The 24,359-nt window shown below is 50.4% G+C and carries 28 protein-coding genes; 5 read left to right on the top strand and 23 right to left on the bottom strand.

Annotated features, from left to right (window positions below; genetic code table 11):
- Positions 1 to 32: 32 nt before the first annotated feature.
- The 16 genes from csrA to KNO94_RS15415 form a co-directional block, all read right to left on the bottom strand.
- Positions 33 to 260, bottom strand: a complete 228-nt coding sequence (csrA, locus tag KNO94_RS04700) for a carbon storage regulator CsrA (RefSeq protein WP_214777910.1) — start codon at positions 258 to 260, stop codon at positions 33 to 35.
- Positions 260 to 697 carry a flagellar assembly protein FliW gene (gene fliW / locus KNO94_RS04695; protein ID WP_074036208.1) on the bottom strand — a complete coding sequence of 146 codons (438 nt, stop codon included), beginning with the start codon at positions 695 to 697 and terminating at the stop codon, positions 260 to 262. Before fliW ends, csrA begins: the two co-directional genes overlap by 1 nt.
- Positions 698 to 712: 15 nt before the next feature.
- Positions 713 to 1,288: a DUF6470 family protein gene (locus KNO94_RS04690; RefSeq protein ID WP_214687244.1), complete on the bottom strand. Its 576-nt coding sequence runs from the start codon at positions 1,286 to 1,288 to the stop codon at positions 713 to 715.
- Between the two features lie 6 nt (positions 1,289 to 1,294).
- Positions 1,295 to 2,227 carry a flagellar hook-associated protein FlgL gene (gene flgL, locus KNO94_RS04685; RefSeq protein ID WP_214777908.1) on the bottom strand — a complete coding sequence of 311 codons (933 nt, stop codon included), beginning with the start codon at positions 2,225 to 2,227 and terminating at the stop codon, positions 1,295 to 1,297.
- Between the two features lie 6 nt (positions 2,228 to 2,233).
- Entirely contained in the window at positions 2,234 to 3,724 is a 1,491-nt protein-coding gene (gene flgK / locus KNO94_RS04680; RefSeq protein ID WP_214777906.1) for a flagellar hook-associated protein FlgK, read from the bottom strand.
- 12 nt (positions 3,725 to 3,736) lie between these two features.
- Positions 3,737 to 4,093, bottom strand: coding sequence for a flagellar export chaperone FlgN (flgN, locus tag KNO94_RS04675; RefSeq protein WP_031422785.1), 357 nt, complete (start codon positions 4,091 to 4,093; stop codon positions 3,737 to 3,739).
- 114 nt (positions 4,094 to 4,207) lie between these two features.
- The gene (locus tag KNO94_RS04670) at positions 4,208 to 4,459 is read right to left on the bottom strand and encodes a flagellar biosynthesis anti-sigma factor FlgM (protein ID WP_012726982.1); all 252 of its coding nucleotides are present in this window, start codon (positions 4,457 to 4,459) and stop codon (positions 4,208 to 4,210) included.
- A gap of 23 nt (positions 4,460 to 4,482) precedes the next feature.
- Positions 4,483 to 4,869, bottom strand: a complete 387-nt coding sequence (locus KNO94_RS04665; protein ID WP_078147352.1) for a flagellar protein — start codon at positions 4,867 to 4,869, stop codon at positions 4,483 to 4,485.
- Positions 4,870 to 4,887: 18 nt separating this feature from the next.
- On the bottom strand, positions 4,888 to 5,529 hold the full coding sequence (locus KNO94_RS04660) for a ComF family protein (protein ID WP_214777904.1): 642 nt from the start codon (positions 5,527 to 5,529) through the stop codon (positions 4,888 to 4,890).
- Between the two features lie 23 nt (positions 5,530 to 5,552).
- Positions 5,553 to 6,710, bottom strand: a complete 1,158-nt coding sequence (locus KNO94_RS04655; protein WP_214777902.1) for a DEAD/DEAH box helicase family protein — start codon at positions 6,708 to 6,710, stop codon at positions 5,553 to 5,555.
- A gap of 121 nt (positions 6,711 to 6,831) precedes the next feature.
- On the bottom strand, positions 6,832 to 8,466 hold the full coding sequence (gene treC, locus KNO94_RS04650) for an alpha,alpha-phosphotrehalase (RefSeq protein ID WP_214777900.1): 1,635 nt from the start codon (positions 8,464 to 8,466) through the stop codon (positions 6,832 to 6,834).
- Between the two features lie 81 nt (positions 8,467 to 8,547).
- Positions 8,548 to 9,996, bottom strand: coding sequence for a PTS system trehalose-specific EIIBC component (gene treP / locus KNO94_RS04645; RefSeq protein WP_214777898.1), 1,449 nt, complete (start codon positions 9,994 to 9,996; stop codon positions 8,548 to 8,550).
- A gap of 202 nt (positions 9,997 to 10,198) precedes the next feature.
- A complete protein-coding gene (gene treR / locus KNO94_RS04640) occupies positions 10,199 to 10,909 on the bottom strand; it encodes a trehalose operon repressor (protein WP_214741747.1) in 711 nt (236 codons plus the stop codon).
- 45 nt (positions 10,910 to 10,954) lie between these two features.
- On the bottom strand, positions 10,955 to 11,803 hold the full coding sequence (locus KNO94_RS04635; RefSeq protein ID WP_214741749.1) for a DegV family protein: 849 nt from the start codon (positions 11,801 to 11,803) through the stop codon (positions 10,955 to 10,957).
- Positions 11,804 to 11,898: 95 nt separating this feature from the next.
- Positions 11,899 to 12,591, bottom strand: a complete 693-nt coding sequence (locus tag KNO94_RS04630) for a response regulator transcription factor (RefSeq protein ID WP_285800716.1) — start codon at positions 12,589 to 12,591, stop codon at positions 11,899 to 11,901.
- A 22-nt stretch (positions 12,592 to 12,613) separates the two neighbouring features.
- Positions 12,614 to 13,738, bottom strand: coding sequence for a sensor histidine kinase (locus tag KNO94_RS15415; protein ID WP_214741751.1), 1,125 nt, complete (start codon positions 13,736 to 13,738; stop codon positions 12,614 to 12,616).
- A gap of 178 nt (positions 13,739 to 13,916) precedes the next feature.
- Between KNO94_RS15415 and KNO94_RS04620 the strand changes: the two genes are divergently transcribed.
- Positions 13,917 to 14,558 (top strand): YigZ family protein, encoded by a 642-nt coding sequence (locus KNO94_RS04620; RefSeq protein WP_214777886.1) that lies wholly within the window; start codon positions 13,917 to 13,919, stop codon positions 14,556 to 14,558.
- Between the two features lie 42 nt (positions 14,559 to 14,600).
- A complete protein-coding gene (locus KNO94_RS04615; RefSeq protein ID WP_214777884.1) occupies positions 14,601 to 15,608 on the top strand; it encodes an LCP family protein in 1,008 nt (335 codons plus the stop codon).
- Between the two features lie 34 nt (positions 15,609 to 15,642).
- On the opposite strand, the gene KNO94_RS04610 is transcribed toward KNO94_RS04615, so the two are convergent.
- The 5 genes from KNO94_RS04610 to KNO94_RS04590 form a co-directional block, all read right to left on the bottom strand.
- Positions 15,643 to 16,695 (bottom strand): glycosyltransferase family 4 protein, encoded by a 1,053-nt coding sequence (locus KNO94_RS04610; RefSeq protein ID WP_214777882.1) that lies wholly within the window; start codon positions 16,693 to 16,695, stop codon positions 15,643 to 15,645.
- 122 nt (positions 16,696 to 16,817) lie between these two features.
- Entirely contained in the window at positions 16,818 to 17,225 is a 408-nt protein-coding gene (locus tag KNO94_RS04605; RefSeq protein WP_214777880.1) for a Rok-like winged helix domain-containing protein, read from the bottom strand.
- Positions 17,226 to 17,442: 217 nt separating this feature from the next.
- Positions 17,443 to 18,108: a beta-phosphoglucomutase gene (gene pgmB, locus KNO94_RS04600; RefSeq protein ID WP_012726996.1), complete on the bottom strand. Its 666-nt coding sequence runs from the start codon at positions 18,106 to 18,108 to the stop codon at positions 17,443 to 17,445.
- A gap of 199 nt (positions 18,109 to 18,307) precedes the next feature.
- Positions 18,308 to 18,643, bottom strand: coding sequence for an Asp23/Gls24 family envelope stress response protein (locus KNO94_RS04595; protein ID WP_074033784.1), 336 nt, complete (start codon positions 18,641 to 18,643; stop codon positions 18,308 to 18,310).
- Between the two features lie 74 nt (positions 18,644 to 18,717).
- Positions 18,718 to 19,773, bottom strand: coding sequence for an acyltransferase family protein (locus KNO94_RS04590; RefSeq protein ID WP_214777878.1), 1,056 nt, complete (start codon positions 19,771 to 19,773; stop codon positions 18,718 to 18,720).
- 329 nt (positions 19,774 to 20,102) lie between these two features.
- Here KNO94_RS04590 and KNO94_RS04585 point away from each other — a divergent pair, with 329 nt between their 5' ends.
- Positions 20,103 to 20,591: a restriction endonuclease subunit S domain-containing protein gene (locus tag KNO94_RS04585; RefSeq protein ID WP_214777876.1), complete on the top strand. Its 489-nt coding sequence runs from the start codon at positions 20,103 to 20,105 to the stop codon at positions 20,589 to 20,591.
- A gap of 5 nt (positions 20,592 to 20,596) precedes the next feature.
- On the opposite strand, the gene KNO94_RS04580 is transcribed toward KNO94_RS04585, so the two are convergent.
- The gene (locus KNO94_RS04580; RefSeq protein WP_214777874.1) at positions 20,597 to 21,196 is read right to left on the bottom strand and encodes an alpha/beta hydrolase; all 600 of its coding nucleotides are present in this window, start codon (positions 21,194 to 21,196) and stop codon (positions 20,597 to 20,599) included.
- The gene (locus KNO94_RS04575; protein ID WP_214777872.1) at positions 21,193 to 22,137 is read right to left on the bottom strand and encodes a ring-cleaving dioxygenase; all 945 of its coding nucleotides are present in this window, start codon (positions 22,135 to 22,137) and stop codon (positions 21,193 to 21,195) included. The genes KNO94_RS04580 and KNO94_RS04575 overlap by 4 nt, the downstream gene beginning before the upstream one ends.
- Before the next feature lie 117 nt (positions 22,138 to 22,254).
- Here KNO94_RS04575 and KNO94_RS04570 point away from each other — a divergent pair, with 117 nt between their 5' ends.
- Both KNO94_RS04570 and KNO94_RS04565 read left to right on the top strand, forming a co-directional pair.
- The gene (locus KNO94_RS04570) at positions 22,255 to 23,145 is read left to right on the top strand and encodes an ABC transporter ATP-binding protein (protein ID WP_214777869.1); all 891 of its coding nucleotides are present in this window, start codon (positions 22,255 to 22,257) and stop codon (positions 23,143 to 23,145) included.
- On the top strand, positions 23,135 to 24,328 hold the full coding sequence (locus KNO94_RS04565) for an ABC transporter permease (RefSeq protein WP_214777868.1): 1,194 nt from the start codon (positions 23,135 to 23,137) through the stop codon (positions 24,326 to 24,328). Before KNO94_RS04570 ends, KNO94_RS04565 begins: the two co-directional genes overlap by 11 nt.
- Positions 24,329 to 24,359 lie beyond the last annotated feature (31 nt).

Below are 24,359 nucleotides of genomic sequence, written 5' to 3'. Positions count from 1 at the left end.
CAATTACCGGATTCATGAAAAAAGTCGAAAGCTCACGCTTCCGACTGATTTTGAATCATCTGCTTCATCAAGTTAGCACTGTTTCGTGCCGACTCGTTTTCTTCCTGCATCTGAATGTACACCTCATGACGATGAATATCGATATGACGCGGGGCATCAATCCCAAGCTTCACTTGGTCGCCTTCGATGGCGAGTACCGTGAGCGTCACATCGTCGCCGATATGGATGGCCTCACCTTGTTTTCGTTTCAATACGAGCATCAGCGCACCTCCGCTTTCGTGCCACCGAGTGGATAACGAGCTGGATACGCATCGTCTAGGATGACTTGTTTCCCGCGACGTTCCTTCGTCTCGATGACGATCGGTGCTTTCAAGTTGAGCGTCGATGAATCAAAAGGTTCACGAAGCGTCACAATAGAATAGACCGATACGTGTTCGGCCTCCTCGATTCCAAGTTGGTCTTTCGCGCCATCCGACAATTCAAACGCATAGTCCGACTTATGCCAAAACGGATTCGTCACGACGAACGCGCATGCCTGTTCCTCAATCGACTGAAGCGACCAGAACGGCAAATCTTCCCCATACGGAATCAACACGAACGTCTTTGATTCCGGGAATCCCGGAATCTCACTGACGAAGGTGATCGTCTCCGCTTCGTTTATTTCAATCTTGCCAAAGTAGTCTGTTTCAATGAACATGGATTGTCCTCACTTTCAACGCGTTTCATCATACATCCCACCGACCGGCCATATCTCGAGTGACGCCTGTTGACGGAGCGAGATGTCCGTCGTCCATGGCGTGAACGAGATATCGGCTGGCGTGAGCGATACATCAATTTGGGGTGGCGTGATATTCCACTCGATTTTCACATCCGCTGGCGTATACGTCAACTTGACACGATCAATCGATTTCGGCATATAGCCCATCTCGACGATCGGATACGGGTCGTTCACCTTCTCCGCTGCCATCGAAGGGATCGGATTCCCGTTCTCGATCCGCATCATACGATCCCCGTCCCGGGCGATGTTCGCCATCGCCTCACGGGCCCCTTGTTCTCCCATCTGACCGAGGTATTTCCCGAGTTCAAGCACGCCTTTCAGGTTGCTCTCACTTCTCGCCACCGATGAGTCGACCTCAAGCTTCCCCGGTGTCGTCTGTTGCGTCATCTCGGCTTTACCTTGTTGAATCGACAGGTCGGCCCGCCCTTGACGCATCTCGAGCACGGGCCGATTGGATGTCATCTGGATTGCGGCAAACGTCTGCCGCATCTCAAGTCTCGCGAGATTCATGACCGATTACCGCAAGAAGTCGAGGAGCGTCGGCTGAATGATGCGGGCACCTGCAGATAGCGCCGCACGGTGGACGGTCTCATGTGACTTCAGTTCCATGATGACTTTCTCCACGTCGATGTCCTCGTTATCAGACATGATGGTCTTGGCGATAATCTCATGGTCTTGTAAACGGTTGTCGACGAGCTCCAAACGGTTCGCACGGGCACCGAGTTCGGAGCGCTCTGTGATCAAGCTTTGACCGAGTGTGTCGAGCGTGTCGAGTTCAGCTGAAAGGTCTGCCCCAGAAGTCGTTGGATCGTTCAAAAGTGTGCTCAATTTATGAAGACCTTCAAACAACTCTTTACCAAAAACCGTCTCTGGTTGCATATTCACTTGCACCGTAATCCCTTTTGACACTTCGAATTCGATTTTCCCGCTTGCTGTCGGTGCCGTTCCACTCTCGTAAATCGAATCGACAGATCCCGCCGGATTTGCCAAATACGCTTTTAACTGATCTACATTGATCAGGGGTTTATCAGTTTTCGTCCCGTTGTAAATATACTTCTCGCCCGCCTTCGAGTTGGCGAGAGAACCGATATGTTCAATCAACTGATCGACCTCACTCTTGATGATGGCGCGTTGCGATGATTCATACGTATCGTTCGCTGCTTGCGTCGTCAATTCACGAATCCGTTTTACGGCTTCCGTAACCTCATTCAACGTCGAGTCCGTCAAATCCATCCAGCTCGTCGCCTCGCTGACGTTTCGTCGGAATTGGTCGACTTCACGCACCTCAGTTCGGTAACGAATCCCTTGCATCGCGACGACTGGGTCCTCTGATGCTTTTTGAATCCGTTTTCCACTAATAAGTTGTTCCTGGACGCGAGCGAGTGTGTTGTAGCTACTTGATAAATGCTTCAAGTTCGTTTGTGTGAGCATTGTCTGTGTGACACGCATCAGTCATTACCTCCCTACGACACCCATGCCGTTAATGATTTTGTCTAACATTTCATCGACGGCCGTGATGTTACGTGCCGCCGCATTATAGGCGTGCTGATATTGAATCATCATCGTCATCTCTTCATCGAGCGAGACGGCACTGACCGACTGACGACGCTGGTCTGAACTGCTCAACAGGGCGAATGTACTCTTGGCGAGGTTCGCATTTTGGCTCGCCTCGACGGCCATGTTCCCGATGACGTTTTGATAGTACTTGCCGATCGATGTTGAGGTCGTAACAGAGCCAGAAAAGCTGAGCGCGCTTTCTTTCAATTGTGCAAGTTCGAGAGCGCCACTTCCGTCCCCAATGTTTCCATCATTTGACGCGGCAATCAAATCTAAGTTTTTCATGAAATCATCGTTTACGGTAATCGTCGAAGCACTCGTCACCCCTACGAAAAAGTCAGTCCGACCTGCGATCCCACCTGCATCTTTATTTGTACCGTGAGCTGTATTAAATGCTGAAGCAAAAACATTCGCCATTTCATCCAAATCCGCGAGCATTTTTGTGAATGAGCCATCGTGGGCTTCTGTGCCTGTGGACTTACCATACATATCGACAAGTGCTTTCCACTTCCCGTTCGGCAAATCATTAAATGTAAGCGTAGACGTTCCCCCAGCGGCATTCGTTAGCGTCATATCTTCAATCTTACCGATTCCGCTCGTTAAACCGTCTACAAGTTTCACTTCAGTGCCACCAATAGTAACGCGAATATCAATCCGTCCTTCCGCGACACGTTGTGAGTTCCCGCGTGTTTCCCCGTTCGTGTAATCGACCGGGACACGTTCGAACTCGATGTATTGTGACAACTCGTCCATGTAGCGGTCACGCTCATCATACAATTCGTTCGGTAAGACCCCAAGCGGTTCCGCATCGCCAATTTGACGGTTGACGTCACCAATTTTCGTCAACAAGTCGTTGATTTTTTTCGTGACGACGCCCGCTTCTGCTTTCAAATCCTCTTGTACTTTCGATAGCGAAGAAGACATGTAGTTGAACGTTTGTGTCAACGTCAACGCTCGCTGCCGAACCACACTTCGCGCACCCGTATCGTCCGGGTTGACCGACAAGTCCTGAAGCGAAGCCCAAAACAAGTCAAGCGATTTAGCGAGACCATTCTCAGACGGTTCGTTGATGATGTCTTCCATGCGACCGAACGCCGCTTCTTTCGTCGCATAGAAGGCGTTCTTCACGGACTCGTCACGATACTGTTGATCGATCATGAGATCACGAATCCGAGCGAGCGTCTCCCCGCGTACCCCGGTCCCGAATTGTCCGGCCTTCGTCCCGCCGAAGTTGACCGAGAGCTGTTCGGTCATTCCGAGTGTGAGTCGTTGCCGTGAATAGCCAGGGTTTGAGGCGTTCGCCACGTTATTCCCGGTCGCCTGAAGCGCCCATTGGTGTGTCGAGAGACTACGGCGTGCCGTCTCTAATCCCATAAATGTTGAACCCATTCCACTTCCTCCTTAAACGTCACGGCTGAACGAGCGTGTTTCGAACGCTTGTTGTCCGTATGTGAAATCATCTGCTTCCGGCATGAGCATATCCAGATGCCAAGTAATATAACGAAGGGATTGTTCGAGTAGCGTCGCGTTCAATTCGTTCTGTCGCTTCAACTCGAACAAGACCGGTCTCAATTCCTCTATCTCTTCATCGTCCAATTCATACGTCCCTTGAAGTCGTTCCGCTTCTTTTTGTGAAATTTGTCGAACGAGTTTCGCTTCTTCTTTGACGAGCGTGCTAAACGCCGCCATGTCATTTTGGATCAGAAGCTGTTCTTTTGCGTAAGCCAATTCGAGTAGCCGTTTATGTAATGTGAGCATGAGTCTCTCCTTTTTTCAAAAAAAGAGCCGACTAAAGAAAGGGGTGCCCCTTATTTAGTCAGCTTCCGTGCCGTGTTATTCAGTGCGAAGGCCTCAAACGGACCTCGCTTCCATTCATCCTTGTAGAAAGCGTTTAGCGATTTCGCGCGCGTCCCGTGAATACGTGCCCGCATCAATCTCTGCTTTCAAAGCGTCGATTTTTGCGAGACGGTCCGGATGTTTCACCGGTTCTTCAAACCGGGCGCGGGCTTCCGCCGAGATTGACAATTGGTCCGTTTGGCGTGATTGCGCGGGCTTCGGTTCGACTTGCGTTTTCTTTTCATAAGTGTTCGGTAAGTGTACCCACTTGGCTGAATCGATGCGCATGCGTCTTCCCCCTCTTCATGATGTTAATCCAAACGATAAGTGCGGATGCTTGATTGTTTCGTCAAGCTCTCCTGTAGACTGGACAGTTCCTTCTGCATATCTCTCTGGCAGTTCGAACAAATTTTTCCTTCATTCGTCGGTTGACCACAACGGACGCAGCTGATGGCAAGCGCCGGATTGTCCTTGATGATCAAGCGTCCTTCATGGATATATCGCGTGATATCAAGTTCAGAGACACCCGTCGCTTCGACGAGGGCTCCGATGGTCGTTTGTTTGTTGGCCGGTTCACGAATGAAGTCGCGGACTTTCAAGAAGTTTTTATAATCGACTTCGTTACATGATGGACAGTACGGTGAACGACCCTGTTTCATAAACAAGCGTCCACACATTTGGCAAGATGCTGCATCCATTGGTTTCACCTCTGCTCTTTATATCGGACGCGATTTCGATTTGTTTAGCGCCCGAAATAAGCAAATCGCAGAAACTTCTGATGCACCTGCCTGTCGCAACGAATAGGCCGCCTGATGAAGGGTCGTCCCCGTCGTATACACGTCGTCTACAAGAATGATTTTCCCACATTTCACTGAAGTTGGTACAGTGAAAGGATTCGTTCGGTGTCGTCTTCCTTCTTTCCCGAGTTCACGTTGACTTGAAACCTCCGTTTTTTCGAGAAACTGTCGCGTTGGACCGATACATCGCGCGAGCACCTCAGCCTGATTGAAGCGACGTGTCTGAAGTCGCTCCTTACTCAACGGGACCGGAACATACGTCACGCCAGATGAACGCGATGCCCGAAGCGCTGGTGCGACCGATGAGGCGATGACGACATCACCGCTGAATTTAAATCGATGTAGCCAGTCAATTCCTGCCTCATCATATGCGTACAGGCAACGGACGGTCAAGTCGAGACCGAGTGCGAGCCAGCGGATGCAGTCCGGACACGTCTCACCGGTCTCATTCGGTTGACCGCAGCGTGGGCAACCCGTCCCGAGCGGCGTCAGTTTCGACTCGCAAGCAGGACACACCCAGTCCCGTCGCCATAATGTGGCAGGAGTCCACGGGACGGTCATCGACTCATGACAAAGAAGACATCTCATCGCCGATTCGCCTCCTTGATCTTTCGGATGGCTACATCTTGACGGAACGTCCGCTCCTTGAAAAAGAAACAGACCTCTCCTGTCGGCGCATCCGGTTTTCGCCCCGCTCGACCCGCCATCTGAATGAGCCCTCGTGTCGAGAAGAGCCGATGTTCACTTTCCACCACGGCGACCTGCACGTCCCGAACCGTCATCCCCCGCTCCCAGATGGAGGTCGCAAGGACGACGCCGTTCGTCTCTTGGAGCCAGTGAAGGGCGTCGGTCCGTTCCTCGGTCTCGGCCGATACCGTCCGACAGGTTAGTCCCGCATCTTCTAATGTCTCGTGGTACCGCTCCAAATCAGGCTTCGTCGGTACGAACAAGAGACGTGGTTTCAAGGCGTGACGTCGACAGAAATCTACGATTCGTTCGTCGGACTGTTTGACAAGTGTCGGGACCGGCAAATCAAATCCGTGATAGCGCCGCGACAGATGAACCGTTGGAAACATCTGTTGCCAAACGGTCGGGGTTGCCGTGATGAACAAGAAGACACCTCTCCCGGCACGCCGAATCGTATTCCATAGCGCCACGTTAAAGGCAAACGGGAAGGCATCGGACTCATCGACGAGTACATAATCGAAGACGTCCCGAACATTCATGAGTAACGGCGCGGTCGCCACCGTGATCATCCCGACAGTGTCTTTCTCCCCACCCCCGTATCGCCTCGTGACAGGCACGGTGAATGCTCGTTCGAGCCGTTCAACCCATTCGATGGCGACGTCTTTCCGCGGGGACACGATCAGTACCCGCTTCCCTAAATTGACGACCCGCTCAATCACCGGGAACGTCATCTCCGTCTTTCCGGCGCCACATACCGCATGCACGAGCCCCGTCTTCCGTCCGTCCCACCACGTGAGCAGCTGATTTGCGACCCGTGTTTGGTCGGGAGCGAGCTCGAACGGCATCGTCAGTTCGGTCGTTTCAAGCGGTGTCGTGATGTCCCGCTCTTGTAGAAAATCACAGCGGCAGACACGTCCAAGATAAAGACAGTTCCGGCAGTAAGCACACGATCCGTGATGACAGGTGAACGTCCGGACGTCCGTGCTGAGACAGCGTTGGCAGATACCGAAGCGGATGGCCCGTTTCCCTGCCTGAGCGACAATGAGTTCTCCCATGACCTGACTCCTTTTTGTCATCACGCTACCAAAACGGCTATATAAATGCGATTCGACTTATCTAAAACAACATAGGTCGACTACACAAATAGGACCCGACGAAAGCGTCGGGTCCCACTTGTTATTTCTGTTTGTAGAACATGATCGCCTCGTACGGACGAAGGGATAACGTCGTCCCGTCGAGCTCAGGCACGTCATAGTTGTGGCTGACGACGTTCACCCGCTCAAACCCTTCCGGAATCGTGTACGTCGTTTCGGTTCCATAGAAGTTAGCGACGACGAGAAGTTCCTCGCGGTCGGTCTTCCGTGTATATGCCCAAACGTCCAACGAATCAGGTGTGAGAAGCGTGTAATCCCCATCCGTCAAGACGTCAAGTTCTTTTCGTAATGCAATCAAATGTTTGTAGTGGTAGAACACCGAGTTCGGGTCACGGAGCGCCGTCTCGACGTTCACGTCCTCATAGTTCGGTGCCACGTTGATCCACGGCGTGCCGCTCGTGAAGCCGGCATGCGTCGTCGCATCCCACTGCATCGGCGTCCGCGAGTTGTCGCGTGACTTCTGTTTGATGGCGGCCATCATGTCTTCGTGCGACACGCCCTCTTCCCGCTTCAACTTGTAGATGTTGAGCGTCTCGATATCCCGATATTCGTCGAGCGCGTCGAAGCCAGGATTCGTCATCCCGATTTCTTCCCCTTGATAGATATACGGTGTCCCTTGAAGGCCGTGGAGCACGGTCGCGAGCATCTTCGCGCTCTCGACGCGATGGTTCGTGTCGTTCCCGAAACGGCTGACGACGCGCGGTTGGTCGTGGTTGCACCAGAAGATGGCGTTCCATCCCTTCCCGTGCATCCCTTGTTGCCACGTCGACATGATGTCTTTCAATTGAATGAAATCGAACGGTGCAGCGACGAACTTCTCCCCGTTCGGGTAGTCGACTTTCAAGTGGTGGAAGCTGAACGTCATGCTGAGCTCGTTCTCGTCTGGGTTTGAATAGCGTACGCAGTGGTCGAGTGTCGTCGACGACATCTCCCCGACCGTGATGACGTCATGCCCGTCGAATACTTCCCGGTTCATCTCTTTTAAATATTCGTGGATGCGTGGACCGTCCGTATAGAACTTACGACCGTCCGACGTGTCTTCTGGGAAGTCCTGTTCTTTTGAAATGAGGTTGATGACGTCGAGACGGAATCCTTTGACTCCTTTTTTACGCCAGAATCGCATCATTTCGTAGACGTCCTCGCGCATCTGTTCATTCTCCCAGTTCAGGTCGGCCTGCGTCACATCGAACAAGTGGAGGTAGTATTGCCCGCTCTTCTCATCATATTCCCACGCATTTCCGCCGAATTTCGACTCCCAGTTCGTCGGTTCGTCACGCCAGATGTAATAGTCACGGTACCGCTCGTCTCCTGCCAATGATTTTTGGAACCATTCGTGCTCGGTCGACGAGTGGTTGACGACGATGTCCATCATGAGGCCGATGCCCCGCGCCTCTGCTTCACGGATCAATTCGTCGAGGTCCTCCATCGTCCCGTAAGACGGGTCGATGGCATAGTAATCACTCACGTCATAGCCGTTATCGTGTTGAGGTGACTGATAGACAGGCGTCATCCAAATGTATTCGATGCCGAGTTCTGCCAAGTAATCCAGCTTCGCCGTCACCCCTTTGATCGATCCGGTCGCGTTTCCTTCCGGACTGTAAAAGCTTTTCGGGTAAATTTGATAGACGACTGATTTGCGCCAATTTTTCTGTGTCATCAACGACATCTCCTTTTGTAAGAGTTTTCATTTCAATAAGAAAGAGGGAAGAACTGCCGTCCCTCCCTCCCGAGTCATTGCTTATGCGACTTTGTTTTCTTCAAGTTCGCCTTTCTTCATGTAGCGCTTCGACAAGATGAATGTGAGCGCGAACGGTACGATGATCGCGATGACCATGCCGACGATGAAGAGAAGGATCTTATCTGTGAAGATGGAGAGGAATCCAGGGAGTCCTCCGACACCGATGGCGATGGCTTGTACATCGTTCAACGTGATGAAGATGGCAGCGATCGCTGACCCAATCATAGCTGAATAGAACGGGAATTTATTTGGTAAGTTGACCCCGAACATGGCCGGCTCCGTGATTCCGAAGTAAGCCGAGATGGCTGAAGTCGATGCCATGCTCTTTTGTTTCGCGTTATGTTTGTAGACGAAGAACATCGCGAGTGCGGCCGAACCTTGGGCGATGTTTGAGAGTGCAATCATCGGCCAGATGAACGTACCGCCTGTATCCGCGATCAACTGAAGGTCGATGGCGATGAACAAGTGGTGCATCCCTGTGACGACGAGCGGTGCGTAGAACAATCCGAAGAGGAGTGCCCCGACGACTGGTACGGCTTCAAACGTGTTGACGAGTCCTGTCGCGATCACGTTCCCGATTCCGCGTGTGACCGGCCCAACGATTGCGAGTGCAAGGAATCCAGTGACGACGATTGTTGTGATCGGCACGACCAAGAGTTGGATGGCGTTCGGTACACGTTTTTTCAAGAACATCTCGATTTGGCTCAAGATATAGGCTGCGGCGAGGACCGGCAAGATTTGACCTTGATAGCCGACTTTCTCGATTTCGAAGAGTCCGAGGATATTGAATGTCGGTACTTCTCCTTCAAGTGCCGCCGTCCCGTAGCCCCATGCGTTCAAGAGGTCCGGGTGAACGAGCAAGAGACCCATGACGATCCCGAGTACTTCGCTCCCGCCGAAACGTTTCGTCGCCGACCAACCGACGAGTGCCGGTAAGAAGACGAATGACGTGTTCGCCATCATGTTAATGAGATCCCAAAGTCCTTGTAAGTTTGGATACGCCTCGATGAGTGTCTTTCCGTCGATGAAGAGACCTTCAGAAGCGAGTAAGTTGTTAATCCCCATGAGGAGACCGGCCACGATGATGGCTGGAATGATCGGCATAAAGACGTCAGAGAAGACTTTGACGAGTTTTTGAAGCGGATTCATTTTTTTGCCACCCGCGGATTTGACCTCGGCGACCGTTGCCGCCTCAAGTCCGGCGAGCTTGATGAACTCGGCATAGACGCGATCGACATCGCCGGCTCCGATAACGATTTGATACACGCCGGAGTTCTCGAACGCCCCTTTGACGAGATCGATTTCTTTCACACGTGCTTCGTTGACTTTTGATTGATCTTTAAGGGAGAGACGGAGACGCGTCACACAGTGTGCGGCCTTGTCCACGTTGTCTTTGCCTCCGATCGCTTCTAAGATCTCAGCGGCAATTTGACGATAATCTGCCTTCATGTTGAATGTCCTCCTTTGTTTGAAAACTATAAATGAAAACGGTTACTTATGAGTACAAACAAAGTATAACTTATCTATATAAGTTAAGTCAACAACTTATATATACAAGTTGAACGTGAAGGTTTTGTGTCCAACTTCATTGTTAAATTTTCCCTATGTCGACTTCAGTCAAACAAAAAACCTCTTCCTGAACGAAAGAGGTTTACCGACGGGCGACGTCACTGAACTGGAACTTATCCAATCGGTGACGTGACTCCGTGTATTCAAATTGTTGCCCTTCATATAAGAACGTATCGTTCGTGATGACGATGACATATTCATAGTCATGCAAGTCGAGTCGCTTCCGGTCGAGTTCCGTCACGTCCTCAGCTGCGATTTTCCGTTTGGCATAGCTGATCTGTAGGCCGAGCTCGCCTTCGATATATCCATAAATCGAACGAGCCGCAATCTCTTCTGTCAATCCAGGAACGAGGTCTTTGACGAAATAGTTGATATCTAAGATGACGTTCTCCCCGTCAAAGTTTCGAACCCGTTCGATGCGAAACACGCGCGTCCCTGCCGCCAAGTTCATCCGTTCGGCGAGCCAAGTCGGGGCTTCCATCTCTTCAAACGAAGCGACGTGGGTCTGAATGGAACGACCGAGCATGCTCGCGTACACTTCCGAGAAACTGACGATGCCGTTGAATTGAAACTCGATCTGGTCTCGTTTCAATACGAACACGCCTTTTCCGTGATGCTTCCGGACATACCCGTTTTCTTGTAACAGATCGAGCGCTTTCCGAACCGTCCCCCGGCTGGCCTCGAACTGATGCATCAACTCGGTCTCCGACGGAAGTTTTGAGTCAGCGGGTCTCGTGCCGTTTCGCATCTCTTCTGCCAGACGCTCAAAGATTTGGCGGTATTTCGCCATCACATTCCCTCCTCCATTGAAAAAGACGACCTTAAACGGTCGTCTCTCTTACCATTCGCGACGATACCAGGTGATACCGATTGCACCAGGTCCAAGATGTGTTCCGATGACCGGACCAAAATGGCTCCCCGAGATGTGTGCTTTCGGGAACTTCTGTTTCATCGAAGCGATTTCTTCCGCCTGACGCTCCGGACAGTTGGCGTGAATGATACCGATGCAGTAGCCTTCGCCATCCCCGGCAATCGATTCGTCCATCATCTCTTCGATTCGACGTACGGCTTTCTTGTACGTCCGGATCTTCTCGAACGGGACGATCAATTTGTCTTGGAAGTGAAGGACCGGCTTGATTTGTAAGAATGAACCGACGAGCGCTTGCGCTGCGCTCAATCGTCCACCGCGTTGCAGATGAGCGAGGTCATCGACGACGAAGTAGGCACGAATCGAATCACGGACCGTCTCCAGACGAGCGATGATTTCTTCCGGTGTCGCACCGGTGTCACGAAGGTGAAGTGCCTCTTCGACAAGAAATGCTTGCGGCATACACGAAATCTCTGAGTCAAACGCATGAACGGTCACATCGACCATATCATTTAACGCGACCATCGACTGGTACGTTCCGCTGATGCCGCTCGAGAGCGTGATCGCAATCACGTCGGTCACGTCATCCGGCAAGTTCTCAATCAATTCGACCGTTTCACCGATGACCGGTTGTGACGTCGTCGGCAGGTTGCCCGCCTCGATTCGCTCATAAAACGCCTCGGTCGATAAATCCACCGATTCACGGTACGACGCGCCATCGAAGATGACACTGAGTGGTGCGACATGGACGTCATGCCGCGCCAAAAAATCATCCGACAGATAGGCGGTACTGTCGGTTAAAATCGCAATGTTTCCCATACTATATCCTCACTTTACGTCGTTTCATTTTTCCAATTACGTTAGGATTCCATTCCATATTGTAACACAAAAACGAGGTAAAGCATCGGTGACGCTCAAATCTCGACCCAACCCCGGCGAATCGCATCGACGACGGCTTGCGTCCGGTCGTTCACGTCCATTTTACGAAGGACAGAAGAGACGTGGTTTTTGACTGTCTTCTCACTAATAAAGAGCATGTCACTGATGTCTCGGTTCGAGCGCCCGTCTGCGAGAAGGTGCAACACTTCGACCTCACGACGTGACAACAATTGATAGACCGGGTCGTCCGTACGACTTTCGACACCACGACCTGCTTGCTCCCCTTTGAATTGTAAGAGACGACGGTACTCTTTCAACACGTTCGTCGTCACTTTCGGATGAAGGTATGCCCCGTCCCGGGCGACGGCACGAACTGCCGAAATCAATTCTGTCGATGCCACTTCCTTCAATAAAAACCCTGACGCACCCGCTTCAAGCGCATGCGTAATATACGACTCATCATCATGAATCGAAAGGATAAGGACACGTGTCTCCGGTGACAAGAGTGACAGTTGTTTCGTCGCCTCGATCCCGTTCATGTCCGGCATGTTGATATCCATGATCAAAATCTCTGGTTTCTGCTCGCCAGCGATGCGAATCGCTTCGCGACCCGTCCGTCCTTCGGCGACAACCTTAAATTCATCTTCTAAATCAAAGATCCGCTTCAATCCCTCGCGGAACAGTTCGTGATCATCCACGATTGCAATGCGTGTCTGTGTCATTTCCATGTATGTCTTCCCCCTTGTTCTCTCACGAAATCGGAATCGACATCCGGACGACCGTCCCTTTGCCGACTTCCGAGTCAATGCTGATGCTTCCGTTCACCAACTCAATCCGTTCGCGCATTCCGACGATGCCAAACGACTCTTCGCCGATTGCACTCGGTTCAAACCCGACACCATAGTCGCGGACGTGAATATGAATCACATCGCTCGCCTGTTCGACATTGACGATAATCTCTGCCGTTTTGGCATGTTTGATCGCGTTTTGTACAGATTCTTGAACGAGACGGAACACGTTGATCTCGAGCTTCTCCGGCAAGCGGGCACGTGACCCACGGTAATTGAGACGTGTCTTGATGGCCGTGTACTCTTCCGTTTGGTGGAGGTAACGCTCGAGCGTCGGTAAAAAGCCTAAATCGTCAAGCGACATCGGGCGTAAATCATAAATCAAACGACGGACGTCGACGAGTGCCCCACGAATCAGTTTTTTCAATTCATGTAATTCGGCAAATGCTTCATCTTTTCCTCGTTTATCGAACGTCTTTTCAATCAAGTCGGCCCGAATCAAAATATGAGCAAGCGATTGCGCTGGGCCGTCATGCATCTCGCGGGCGAGATGACGTCGTTCGCGCTCGGCCGCTTCGAATACACCGATGGCCATCTCTTGCTTCTTCATCATGTCCGAATACTCTTGCTGCAGGTCGTCCCGTAAAAAGTTCAAGACGACGCTCACACGACCGATCAATTTTTCGGCACGCTCGATCGTGTCCTCTAAAATGAGCAGCCGACGCTCTAAGTCGTTCCGCCGTTGCTGAGCCGCCATCTCTTCTTTTTGGACGAGAAACCGTTCGAGTTGCATTTGATTCGCCCGTTCATAGGCGTCACGAATTTCTTGCTCACTATGTATATGAAACTTCTTACTCACTTGAACGAGCTTCGCCTTTGCAGCTTTCACGAGTCGGTCGAGTCGATCGGACTCCCCGATATAGAACTCGATTTTATCCGTCAATTCTTTTAACTCGTTTTGAATTGCTGAATATTCAGTTGCAGAACTTTCGGTTATACGGACGATCTCCTCTTTACTTTCCGTCACCGTTTCAATCATATTTGTTATGATATGTTCTAAAGCTGTCCGATCGGTAATATGATTCACGATGCCATCCCCTAATAGTTCGGTAGTTAATCCTCATCTATTCTTATATATCGTCCACTACTAGCAGGTTTACAGCGGACATGAGAGATTTTCTATTAATTCATTCGCTATGTGAAGCGTGTGTGCCTACTTAAATTCTAAAAAAAATATTTAAAAATAGAAAGGAGAATTTTCAGAAATGTCTATTGAGTCAAATTATACTATAAAACAAAGTGGAACATACGAGGTCCTTATCCAAAAGTCAAAATTTATTGCACATTTCAAACGTGTCGAGACCGAAGAAGAGGCACAGACGTTCATTCAAGCCATCAAAAAAGAGCATTGGAACGCAAACCATAACTGTTCTGCATATATCATCGGAGAGCGAGACGAGCATCAAAAGGCGAACGATGACGGCGAGCCGAGTGGTACGGCCGGCATGCCGATGCTCGAGGTGTTGCGCAAACGCCACTTGAAAGATACGGCCGTCGTCGTGACACGTTATTTTGGTGGAATCAAACTCGGAGGTGGCGGACTGATTCGAGCGTATGGCGGAACGGTCAGCGAAGGCCTCGATGCAGTTGGAATCGTTGAACGGTTACAGATGCAACAATTGACGCTCACTGTCGACTATACGTGGATCGGGAAGGTCGAAAATGAGTTGAGACAATCTGACTACTTGCTCGATGACATCACCTATGCTGACCTCGTCACGTTTCATGTATCGGTACCCGTGGAAAATACAGATAAGGCGCTCGCCTGGCTAACGGATTTAACGAACGGTCAAGGTAAGCTCCAAACAACCGATATCCGCATCATCGAACGTGATTTCAAACGCTGAAACGCCTATACTAAAAGAAACGACTGAAATGAGGAAAACAACATGGAAACACCCCCACGCAAGAAAAGATCACCTTGGAAAATCGTCCTCATCGTGTTGGGTGTCGTATTGCTAATCGGTGGTTCCGCTTTTGGGTATTTTGTCTTTAAAGCGAATGAAACTGCCGAGAGTACGAACAAGGAGCTCGAACGTGGCGACAAGTCAGAACGCCGTGAAGAGACCATCGATTTGACGAAAGATCACTTTTCCGTCCTTTTAGCAGGAGTCGATGGCGGCGCCTCGCTCGAAGAAGGACGGAGTGACTCACTGATGGTCGCGACATTCAACAAAGAATCGCGCCAAGTGACACTCGTCAGCATCCCCCGCGACTCGTATGTCGATATCATCCTCGACGACAACGACCCGTTCAAAGACAAGATCAACCACGCTTACGCCTATGGAGGCATCGATGCGACCATCTCGACCGTCGAGAATCTGCTCGACATCCCGATCGACTATTATGCGACCATCAACTTTGATGGAATCGAAGATTTAGTCGATGCGGTCGGCGGCGTCGAAGTCGATGTACTCATCCCCATCTCCGGAAAAGCGACGGGAAATGTCGAGCTTGAGCCTGGTGTTCAAGTCTTGAACGGAAAAGAAGCACTCGCTTACGCCCGCATGCGGAAACAAGACCCTGCCGGAGACATCGGTCGTGCCGGTCGACAGCAACAGGTCATCGAAGCCATCATCAACGAGGCGACGACAATCAATTCCTTCACCAAGTTGAACCGAATCATGAACGCGGTCGGTGAAAACATTCGGACGAATATGTCCCTATCGGAAGCTTCACAGCTTCAACCGTACGCAAAATCCTTGAAGTCGTTCAATCGCGAAACGCTCGAAGGAAACGACTTGACGTTAAACGGTGTCTATTATTACGAACTTGACCCGGCTGACCTTCGTGACGCACAGGCGCTCCTTCAAACCGAACTCGGTATACCCGTCACAGCAGACGAACCGACAACGGATGAAACGGACGACTCGATGACCGAGACGACGACATACTAAAAATAACCGTTATCGCTCTGCGATAACGGTTATTTTATGTGCGAGGTCGACCGAACAGTCTGCGGGATGTGCGGATGATCGGTTTATAATTCGGATGAATCAGTTCGGTCGACTCCACAATCAATTCGATGACGAGAAGGACCACGATGAATGTGATGACGGCACCGAGCATGGTCGTCTTCGCAAACAGAATCGATGAAATACCGAAGAACAAGGTCATGCCATACATGAGCAGGACGGCTTGCCTTGTCGTGAATCCCATGTCAATCAACTGATGGTGCATATGTGATTTGTCCGGTGACATCGGCGGTCGACCTTGGACGAGTCGACGGACGATCGCAAAAATCGTATCCGAGATCGGTAGACCGAGCAAGAGGACCGGGACGACAAGCGAGAACAACGTCACGTTCTTGAACCCGATGAGCGAGAAGACGGCGAGCATATATCCGAGGAAGAGTGCCCCCGTGTCCCCCATGAAGATTTTCGCCGGATAGAAATTATGGACGAGAAATCCGAGTGTGCTCGCAAGAAGCAAGAGGGCCATCACCGTCAAATAGACGTTCCCTTGAATGATGGCTAAGACGGCAATCGTGCCGAGCGCGATGCTCGATACGCCGGCGGCGAGACCGTCGAGACCGTCAATCAAGTTGATGGCATTCGTGATCCCGATGAGCCAAAGGACGGTGATCGGGATGCTCCATGACCCGAGATAGAGTTGTTGATCGAACGGAAGGTTGATCAGTTCGATCCGCATCCCAGAGTTTAACACGATAACGGTCGCAATCATCTGGCCCATCAGCTTGACGCGGGCCGACAACTGGAACCGGTCATCGATCAGTCCGGTAAGGAGAATGACGACAGCCCCGATCAAGATGGCGTCGTTATAGCGACTCGTCGGAAGCAGCAAGGCATAACCGATAAAGAATGCGATGAAAATCGCGAGACCCCCGATTCGTGGCATCGTCCGTAAATGTACTTTTCGTGCGTTCGGATGATCGACCGCACCGATGAAAAATGCGAATCGACGAACGAGCGGTGTAATCAAGATGGCCATCACAAAACTGACCAACATGGCAATCCATAACATGGGCCGACAGTTCCTCTCTCAAAAAAATAGACTCTGGCGAATTATATCATATTTTGAATCAAGGAGTGGATATCAGTCCGATTACAAGAAAAGCCGACGAGGCGTTCCTCATCGGCTCTACATTATGAAAGTGTCGCGGCTACTTCTTCTGTCGGTTCGTATGTATAGAGACCGCGACCGATTTTTTTGATTTCTGGATTGACCCCTTCAATCTTCACCATCAATTGGTAAATGTTGCTGATGTGATGACGGTAACGAAGTTCAAGCTCCATTTGAATATCACGCACGCTCATCGTCTGGCGTTCTTTCAAAAGATCGGTCACTTGATGAACGTATACTTCGAGCGGATAGCGTTGGTTCACACGACGTGGGCGTAGGCGTTTTGACGCATCGCTCACCGGATCTTTCTCTTCTTTATCTCGACTCAATTCCGCAATCAAATATTCCGCACGACGTTGCAATTGACGATACGATTCTTCAATTTCCATCAATTCTCGATAAATATGGTCATTGACATTCGTAGATTCCATACACAAATCCCCTTCTACATCCAATTATGATTTGGAATTCCCTAATTTAAATCAGCAATTCCTAATAATCCCTCTATATCTTCTATAAAAGTGTAACGGATTTGTAATGTGTTTGTCATCAGTTTTTGGGCAAAATTGTCTATTTAGGACTTTTGACTTAAAAAAGACGGCGACTGTTCGGGGCAGTCGCCGTCTCACGGAAGATGATTGTAGTCATTTACACGTGAACACGTTCGAGGATGCGTTCAAGTGAAAGTTCGTCAGTTGAAGCGACGATGAGGTCAGCGTGACCAAGCATCGATTCTTCACCGACGGCGACAGCAAACATATTTGCCGCTTTGATTGCAGTTACGCCGGCAGCCGCATCTTCAACACCGATGGCGAGTTCGGGTTTCACGCCAAGGGCAGAAGCGGCCTTCAAAAACACTTCGGGGTGTGGTTTTGACTGGGCGACAGTTGCTGCATCGACAATATGATCGAAATAATGACGGACACCAAGTGCGTCAACGACCGCGAATGCGTTCTTTGAAGCAGAAGCCATTCCGATTTTGAGTCCCGCCTCTTTGATTTCATCGAGGAATGAAACGATACCAGGAAGAAGATCGTCGGATGAGATATGTTGAATGAGTTCAACGTAGTGCTCGTTTTTCTTTTGTGCGAGTTCTTCTTTCTCTTCCGGAGTGAAGTCGTTCTGTTTACCGCCGAGCGTAAGGATCCGCTCAAGCGACTCAGTCCGACTCACGCCCTTGAGCGTTTCGTTGAATTCGCGGTCAAATGGAATTCCGAGCTCTTCACCGAGCTGCTTCCAAGCGAGGTAATGGTACTCTGCCGTGTCAGTGATGACACCGTCCAAATCGAAAATCACTGCTTCAATCGTTGACATACATGCTTTCCGCCTTTCCTTCAAATGCTTGTGTCGTCAGACTACATTTAGGGAACTTGACAAGTACCCGTCGCACGTTTGGTCAATGATGCAAACGGTTGCACTTGTTCGATTTCTATTATAAATGAAAACGTTATCTTGATGCAACCGATTTCGCAAAAATCAAAAAAAGAGAAGAGCCTGCGCTCTCCCCTTCTGATTACAATTGAATGCCGACCACTTTCACATTCACTGAACGTGGCGTCATCGCAAGCATCGTGTCCATATCTTGCGTGATGCGCTCTTGTACGGCTGTCACTGTCTTGATGATCGACTGTCCGTATGCGATATAGAGCGATAGGTTGATGGTGATGCCTTCTTCTGACTCATCGACTTTTACATGTTTCATGAGCGCCCGTTCTGATAATTTCGTATCTTCTTGCGTGAACGAGACGTGTTTCGTTTCTTTGACCGCGACTGCGGCAATCATTTCCACGACGTGACGTGAGACGTTCACGTCGCCTTCTGTGCTGTGCATTCCATTTTCGTATGGCATAGGGTCACTTCCTTAACTCTAATTTCGTGTCTTCTCTATAAAGTGTAGCGGAAATGGAGCGTTTAGAAAAGACTTTACCCTTTCACGCCCTTCGTATTCTGTATGCGTTTCACATCGATTTCGACGAGCGGACGCAAGAGACGGACCATCGGTGGACTGATAATCACGAGGACCATCACGAAAGCGACTCCGAACAGTACGAGCAGTTGCATCCAGGATGTCGGCATGAATCCTGCCGGTATGAACGCTTTCCATGCGACGACAAAGAAGACGTGGACGAGGTAGACGTAAAGACTATACCGCCCGGCACGCGAGAAAATCGGGAGCTTACGTCCCGGAATAATCATGGCGAAGCTGATCGACATGAGCAGTGAAATCGTGTAGACGATCAAGAAGGCAAACGGACCTCCCCACATCGCCTCAGGAACAGCCGTATCATAAGCGAAGCGGAACTTGAACAAATTACCGATATGATAGAACGTATCGTCTTGTTGGACGCGCATGGAAATCAATAATCCGATCGTCAGCGTCACAAAAACGATGGCCCCACCAATCCGGTAGCGGTTGCGATGCTCGGCTCGTTTCGGTAGCTCAAAGAAATTCAGTGTGTTGCGCTCAGACATCCAGTTCCCGATCAAGAAGAACGGATAGAACATGATGACTTTGCGTAATGCGAAATATCCCGTCGCCTCGGCCTGGAATCCAAATAATAGGGCAAATAATAGTGCGTATAAGACATACCCTTTCAGTTGTGTCACATACGGTGTGATGATGTACCAGAAGATGATCGCCATCAGATACCAGAGTGCCCAGTATGGTTTCAGTAGGTTCAGTCCTGGATTTTCAAGCGAGAAAATCGGGATTCCTTCCGTAAAGGCGAACCAGGACCCGAGGATGACTTGCCAAATGACATAAACGACGAAGAGCTGAATCACACGCAAATAACGGTTCTCTCGATAGAAGTAACCGCTCAACATGATGAATAACGGCATATGGAAGGTGTATAGGAACAAATACACCCACTTTGGTAGAATGTCATCGTACGCACCGCGAACATCGGTCAACAAGTGTCCGAAGACGACGAGTAGGACGAGCACTCCTTTAATATTGTCATACCAATAATTTCTCATAACATTCCCTCTAGTTCTCTATGATGTTTGCAATGAAGTTGACCTATATGTTTTCACGTTCTCTCTACGCACGAAGTACATGGAAGGTCATATGAAAAAATCCCTCACCTATCATAATCGATTCCCTCGTTATGTGAAATTACGTTTCAACAAAATTTTCATGTCTTCACTGTCATCATTCCCATAATTCGAGGGATGCAAGCCGAAACGTCAAAAAATCCTCACGATTCAGCATGTTGTGTGCGTATTCAAATAGACGGGATTGGGTACAGTATAGTATAGTGGTGTTACTAAATATTCAGAATATTCTAATAAAGGAGGTGGAGAGAATGGCTTCGATCATTCGAAATCGACATCATATGGTTCATGATCCGAAACGTTCATTCTCTAACTTCGGATTCTGGTGGTTCGTCAGCGTCTCTTTCGTCGGATTGCTCCTCTTCACTTTCGAGTCCGTCCGCAACGGGTTCTCTGCCATTCATCCTGTACTAGCGAGCATGGCTTTCTTCGGACTCACATTCGTTCTCGGGGTCGGTGCCAAATTGGTTCGTGATGTCTGGTGGCTCAACTATTTGCTCGAGCGTACCCAAAATCGCTACCTATATATCGGTGGCGACACACTGCAAAGTTGGCAGTATACGCTCGACTCGATTTGGTTGCTCACCCGCACCTCACAAAAAAAGCTCGGCCGATTGTATATCCAAATCGACCGAACTGTCAGTGCTGAGGAGGCGAAACGGTTATTCGCCGCCTATTTGATTGATCGAGGTGTCCTCGTCGTCTACTCTCGTTCGAACAAACCGAAAAAAATGGCTTGAACAAATCAGTCGAGGTATGCGGCGATCCATGTCCGTGCTGCCTCGACTTCTTCCATACGAAGTTCATGGCCGCCCGAGTGATAGAAGAGCTCAACATCCGCTCCCGCGTTTCGGAGTGTCGATGTCAGCTCTTCTGTTTCTGTTTTCGGGCAAATCGGGTCACGCTCCCCTGCCGAGATGAACACGTTCGTCCCCACTAAGTCAGGAAGTGTCAACGAGCGGTCCGGGACCATCGGATGGAAGAGGAGTGAAGCGTTGAACGCCGGGTGACGGTATAGTGCCGAACCGATCAAGTTCGCCCCGTTCGAATAGCCGAGTGGAATCATCTTGTCCCGGTCGATGCCATACTCCGTGGCAGCCTCATCCAAAAACTGAAGGAAGCGCTCGGTCTGTTTCTTTAAGTCTTCGAGGTCGAGCACCCCTTCCGCGTGACGACGGAAAAATCGGGACATGCCGTTTTCAATGACGTCCCCTCGAAGTGTCAGGATATTTGCCTCCGTTGACAGTTCTTTCGCAAGTGGGATCAAGTCCTGTTCTGTCCCTCCTGTGCCGTGTAATAAAACAAGTGTCTTCTCTGTCGTTCCTTTTATGAATTGATGAATCATATCCGTTCTCCTTTCGGGATTGTGATGGCTGGCAAGGTGCGGACGATTTTGTCGCGGTCCGCTTCTAACCATGATGGTAAACGTAACGTCTCACCGAGTGTATCAACGGATTCGTCCACGGTGAATCCTGGTACGTCCGTCGCAAGTTCATGTAAAATACGGCCGGCATCATGGAAGTAGACGGAGCGGAAGTAGTTTCGCTCTTTCACTTCGGTCGGACGTAGCCCGAGGTCAAAGATGGCGTCTTGCCAAGTCGTGTAATGTTCACCATCTGCGACTCGCCAAGCGATGTGATGAACCGTTCCTGTGCCCGGAACCCCGTTCGGTAAAATCGTTTTCTTCACATCGATGACGTTCCCATAGTCGGCTGAACCTTTCAACCGAATCCATTCTTCATCCTCTGACACCCGTTCCAATCCGAACAGCTCCGTCAACAGACGAACGGTCTCATCCGGCGCTTTTGAAAGAAGCGTCGCACCGGCGAATCCGACGATCGCCTCATCTTTGGTAATACCCGGGACGACCCAGCTCGTCTGTTTGGTGCTCGGTCGCGCAACGAGCTCGACGACGAGTCCGTCCGGGTCCTCGAACAAGAGCGATGCCTCACCGAACCGTTCCGTGGCGACGGTCGCGATGCCATGCTGTTGTAGTCTTTCTTCCCAGAACGGCAAACTTCCTGCCGGCACGAGATAAGCAGTCACACCGACTTGCCCGCTCCCGACCTGCCCTTTCCCTAACCCCGGGATCGGGAAGAATGTGATCACCGTCCCCGGTGTCCCGACCTCGTCCCCAAAATAAAGATGGTACGTTCCCGGATCATCAAAGTTGACGGTCTGCTTCACGAAGCGAAGACCGAGTACTTGCCCATAAAAATCAAGCGTGCGCTGTGGGTCTTGCACCATCGATGAGATGTGATGGATCCCCGTAGACTGTGTGTTCATTGTCATCCTCCTTTTATTATCTTGATTTCAAGATAAATCATTGACCAGAAAAAGTGAAACATTTTGCTCACCGTGACGTACGATAAGGGTAGAGACTTATAAAGGAGGTAGATGAATATGGCATTACATATCGAACGCGTCACGAAAGAATTCGGTAATTTCACAGCCGTCGACGACCTCACATTCCGTGTCCCCCAAGGGGAAATGTTCGGTTTACTCGGTGCAAATGGTGCCGGAAAGACAACGACGTTTCGGATGATCCTCGACATCTTGAAACCGACCGATGGAAGCATCACGTGGAACGGGAAGGCGGTCGACCACCGGATTGTTGGCTACTTGCCTGAAGAACGTGGCCTTTATCCGAAGTCACAGGTGCGTGACCAGCTCGTTTTCCTAGCTAGTCTGAAAGGTATGCGTACAAGCGACGCCAAACGTGCGGTCAAGTCTTGGCTCGAACGCCTCGAAATCCCTCAATATGAGACGATGCGCGTCGAACAACTATCGAAAGGGAATCAACAGAAGGTTCAGCTCGTCGCCGCCCTGCTTCATAACCCGGAACTCGTCATCTTAGACGAACCGTTCAGCGGGCTCGACCCGGTCAACGTCGAAATCTTAAAACGTGAAGTCCTCGCATTGCGTGATGAGGGGACGACGATTCTCTTCTCGAGCCACCGGATGGAACACGTCGAAGAATTGTGTCAACACGTCGGCATCTTAAAAGGTGGACGTGCCGTCGTGAGCGGTGACGTGCCGTCAATCAAGTCTCGTTACGCCGAGCCGGCCCTCTTCATTGAAACCGACCAAATCGGTGTCCTCGATTCGCTCCCGGTTGTCGATACGATTGAACCTTATAAATCCGGTCATCTGGTGCATCTTCAATCCTTTGAAGATAGCGATGCCGTCCTATCGGCACTCGTCCGTCATCAAGCGGTCGTGAAGACGTTCATGCGTCAACCCGTGTCACTAAATGACATCTTCATCAAGGAGGTCGGACAGCATGTTTCATAACTTTGGCCCACTTTATGCGTTCACTCTCAAATCGAGGATACGTTCAAAGGCATTCGTCATCTCGACGGCACTAACCATCCTGTTCATCTTTGGTTTCACGAACATCGATCGCATCCTGTCCGTATTCGAAGACTCTGAACAGGCGAGCGCGATCATCGTATCCGAGAACACAGAACTCGTCGATACGATGCAATCCCTCGGCTATGAAGATGTCGCAACGGGTGACCTCACGGAAGACGAGGCACGTGCCGGGATTAACGACGGCGAGTATGGAGTTGTCGCCTTTGTCGACGGGTATGATGCGCGCGTCATATCGGAACGTCCGGAACAGGAGTTCACGGCGATTTTACAAACGTCGTTGCAACAGTTGCGAAATGCTGAATTGATTGAAACATCGAACATTGACCCGACCGTCATCGCCTCATTGAACGAACCGATTCAGCTCGACGAGTCGTATCTCGGGCGTGGAGGTGAGAATTCAGACGAGTTATCGTCTGTTTCAGCACTCGTCTATGCGATGCTCATGCTGCTATATATCTCCATCATCACGTACGGTCAGATGATTGCCACAGAAGTGACGACCGAGAAGTCATCGCGTGTCATGGAGCTCATCATCTCGACGACCCACCCGATCACGCATATGGTCGCCAAAATTTCAGCGATCGGGACGCTCGCCATCTTCCAAATCGCCATTTTCCTCGGTTTCGGATATGTCAGTGCGAGTGGAAGTGAGTTGGCCACAACGGTCATCGAGAATGCAGGGAATACTCGAGCGGTCATCTATTTGCTCATTTTCTTCCTGCTCGGTTACTTGTTATACGCTTCTCTCTTTGCCGTCCTCGGTTCACTCGTCAGTCGAGTGGAAGAAGCGCAACAGATGACGATGCCGGTCGTCATGCTCCTCGTCGTCGCTTTCTTTGTCGCAATCTTCGGCTTGAACAATCCGGATGCGACCATCGTGACCATCCTCTCGTTCGTGCCGTTCTTCGCCCCGATGCTCATGTTCCTCCGCGTCATGCTCGTCGACGTGGCCGTATGGGAAGTCGCACTTTCGATCGGATTACTCGTCGGGACAATCAGTGTGACATTGTGGATCGGCTCGAAATTCTATCGAGGAGGCGTCTTATTCTATGGAACGAACGCCATTAAACAATGGCGACAAATATTACAAAATCGACAATAACGTTTACAGCAAATTCGTTTTCGTTTACTCT

Source organism: Exiguobacterium sp. s22 (assembly GCF_018617455.1).
In the GTDB taxonomy this organism is placed as follows: domain Bacteria; phylum Bacillota; class Bacilli; order Exiguobacteriales; family Exiguobacteriaceae; genus Exiguobacterium.
This window is presented reverse-complemented; position numbering and strand designations above follow the sequence as displayed.